General features: G+C 66.2%; 3 protein-coding genes and 1 pseudogene. 1 reads left to right on the top strand and 3 read right to left on the bottom strand.

Annotation, left to right across the window (positions count from 1 at the left end):
- The 3 genes and pseudogenes from VF649_RS11330 to VF649_RS11340 form a co-directional block, all read right to left on the bottom strand.
- Positions 1 to 243, bottom strand: a pseudogene (locus tag VF649_RS11330) (beta-xylosidase); the annotation flags it as partial.
- Positions 240 to 1,037 carry a TIGR04290 family methyltransferase gene (locus VF649_RS11335; protein ID WP_331012064.1) on the bottom strand — a complete coding sequence of 266 codons (798 nt, stop codon included), beginning with the start codon at positions 1,035 to 1,037 and terminating at the stop codon, positions 240 to 242. The gene VF649_RS11335 and the pseudogene VF649_RS11330, both read right to left, overlap by 4 nt.
- Positions 1,037 to 1,630, bottom strand: a complete 594-nt coding sequence (locus tag VF649_RS11340) for a histidine phosphatase family protein (protein WP_331012065.1) — start codon at positions 1,628 to 1,630, stop codon at positions 1,037 to 1,039. Before VF649_RS11340 ends, VF649_RS11335 begins: the two co-directional genes overlap by 1 nt.
- Before the next feature lie 271 nt (positions 1,631 to 1,901).
- Between VF649_RS11340 and VF649_RS11345 the strand changes: the two genes are divergently transcribed.
- Positions 1,902 to 2,438, top strand: a 537-nt coding sequence (locus VF649_RS11345; RefSeq protein ID WP_331012066.1) for an NAD-dependent epimerase/dehydratase family protein, incomplete at its 3' end; no start/stop codon positions are given.

Raw genomic sequence — 2,438 nt, forward strand, 5'->3', positions numbered from 1 at the left:
GCGATCGATGCCGAACACCTGCACCTCCTCCGCGCCGAACGATCCGACACCGACTTCGGTCACCCAGCCGGCATCGATCGGCGACATCCCGCCCAGCACACGCGTGATCGCGGGATTGATGCTGGCGATCGCGGCGCCGGCACGGATCACGCATTCGGCATAGCGCGACCAGTCGGGATCGACCTCGACATCCCAATGCGATTTGTTGTTGGGTTCGTTCCAGATCATCGCGGCTTCGATCATGCTGCATCCCCTTTCGCGCGCGTGGCCGGGTAGACGGCACCCGCCCCCCAATCGCCGTACGGCACGGGTGCGGTCCGGCAGACATAGACTTCGTCATGCGGGCCGCTGTCGATCGTGAACCCGGCGGCGCGCAGCATCGCTTCGCAGCCCGCGCGGTTCGGCACCCACCAGTTGGTCCAGTCATGCGCGAATTCGCGCTCGACGAAATGAAGCCTGGGGTAGCCGGGATCGGCGAACGCATCGGGTTCGTCAAAGTCGTAGTCGGGCTTCACGTCGGCAATCTGCTTGCGCTCGCCTCGCTGCAGCGATTGGAACACCAGCAGATCGTCCGCGACATGTTCGCGGATCAGATCGAGCGCCAGCAGCGGATGGCGCAGGTGGTAGAGCACGCCCATGAAGATCACGACATCGAAGCGGCGGCCGAGCGCCGCGACGTCGTAGACCGACAGCTTGCGGAACGCGACACCGTCCACGCCCAGCGCATCGGCCGCAAAGCGCGCCTGCGCCAGATAGGCGTCGTCGCTGTCGATCCCGAGGACATAGGCGGCGCCGCGGCGCTTCATTTCGAACGCGTAGAAGCCGGCGTTGCAGCCGATGTCGAGCACGGACTTGCCGGTCAGGTCGGCCGGCAGCGCCGCAGCGAAGCGTCGGAACTTCGCACGCGGATAATCCCCCAGAAAATGATCGGGCGCGGTCGCGATGCCGCGGATGTCCAGATTCTGGAACCAGGGCGCGAGCGCGGCGATCCGATCCCGGATGGCGGCGTCGGACAAGCTGCTGTCGGTGTCGGCCATCAAAATCCCTCGTTCATGCGCAGCACGCGTCCGCCATGGTCGCCGATCTCCAGCGTGGTGATCGAAGCGGGATCGATGTCGAACGCCAGCATCCGGTCCAGCCCAAGGCCAAGATAATGCGCGACCGCCGCGCGGATCATGTCGCAATGGCTGACGCAGAGCAGCGCGCCGCCATTCGCATCGGCGGCAGCGTGGTCGAGAAAGCGGGTGATGCGCCCGGCCGCAGCGGCCATGGTTTCGCCGCCGGGCGTCGGGGCACGGTCACGCGCCTGGTTCCAATGGTGCCAGGCGGGGTCGGTGGCGAGCGTAGCGAAATCCCGCCCGGCCCATGCGCCGAAATCAACCTCGTCCAGCGCATTCTCCACCTCGACTGCGCATCCCAGCGCCATCGCCAGCATGTCGGCCGTCTGGTGGGTGCGGCGTTGCGGACTGGTCAACAGGCGGACGACGCCGCGACCCCGGATCGCGGTGGCCAGCCGCGCCGCCTCGGCCTCACCCGTGGCGTTCAGCGGCACATCCGTCACGCGGCCGCTCAGCACGCGACCAATCTCGTCATGGGCGGCATGACGCACCAGCAAAATCCGCGCCGTCATCGGCCGAATGCTTCCGACGGAAGGATCAACATAGCCGTTTGCAACCGCCCACCCTGCGGCAGGTTCCCGATCCGGGCGGCCGAACCTAAACTTTCCGATTCATCTAGATCAAGATCGGGAACCATGATGATGAAGAAGCGATTACAGCAACATACACCTGGTGTGGGGTTCATGCCCGACATCACGCCACGCTGTAAACCCCGCGAGTTTGCGGGGTGTCTTCGCCGTCCTGGCGAGACGCGTGGTGCGGGTGATCCGAACGGGGAGTTGCATGGAAACCATCCTGATTACCGGCGGCGCGGGGTTCATCGGCCGGTTCGTTTCGGACGAGCTTCTGCGACGCGGACACCGGGTGCGCGTGCTCGACAGCCTGATCGAGCAGGTGCACGGCGACCGTGAGCGGCCCGAGGGATTGTCGGACGAGGTCGAACTGATCCGCGCCGACGTGCGCAACGGCGATGCCGTGGCGCGCGCGCTGAAGGGCGTCGACAGCGTCGTGCACCTGGCGGCCGAGGTCGGCGTGGGCCAGTCCATGTATGAAGTCGAGCGCTACACCTCCGTCAACGATGTCGGCACCGCGGTGCTGTTCGAAAAGCTGATCGCCAATCCGGTGCGGCGGGTGGTGACCGCATCGTCGATGAGCATTTACGGCGAAGGCCTGTACCGCGATGCCGACGGCAATCGGATCCACGAGGCGAAAAGGCAGGTCCGCACCACCGAGGATCAGAGCTGGGACCCGCTCGATGCGCAGGGGCGGCCGCTGAAGCCCGTCGCCACGCCGGAAACCAAGCGCCCCGACCTCGCGTCC

This window comes from Sphingomonas sp. (genome assembly GCF_036387535.1).
In the GTDB taxonomy this organism is placed as follows: Bacteria; Pseudomonadota; Alphaproteobacteria; order Sphingomonadales; family Sphingomonadaceae; genus Sphingomonas_R.

What these genes read in the sequence shown, in the direction of transcription:
- VF649_RS11335 (WP_331012064.1), bottom strand. Translation starts at nt 1,037, where the DNA reads ATGGCCGACACCGACAGCAGCTTGTCCGACGCCGCCATCCGGGATCGG.
- VF649_RS11340 (WP_331012065.1), bottom strand. Translation starts at nt 1,630, where the DNA reads ATGACGGCGCGGATTTTGCTGGTGCGTCATGCCGCCCATGACGAGATT.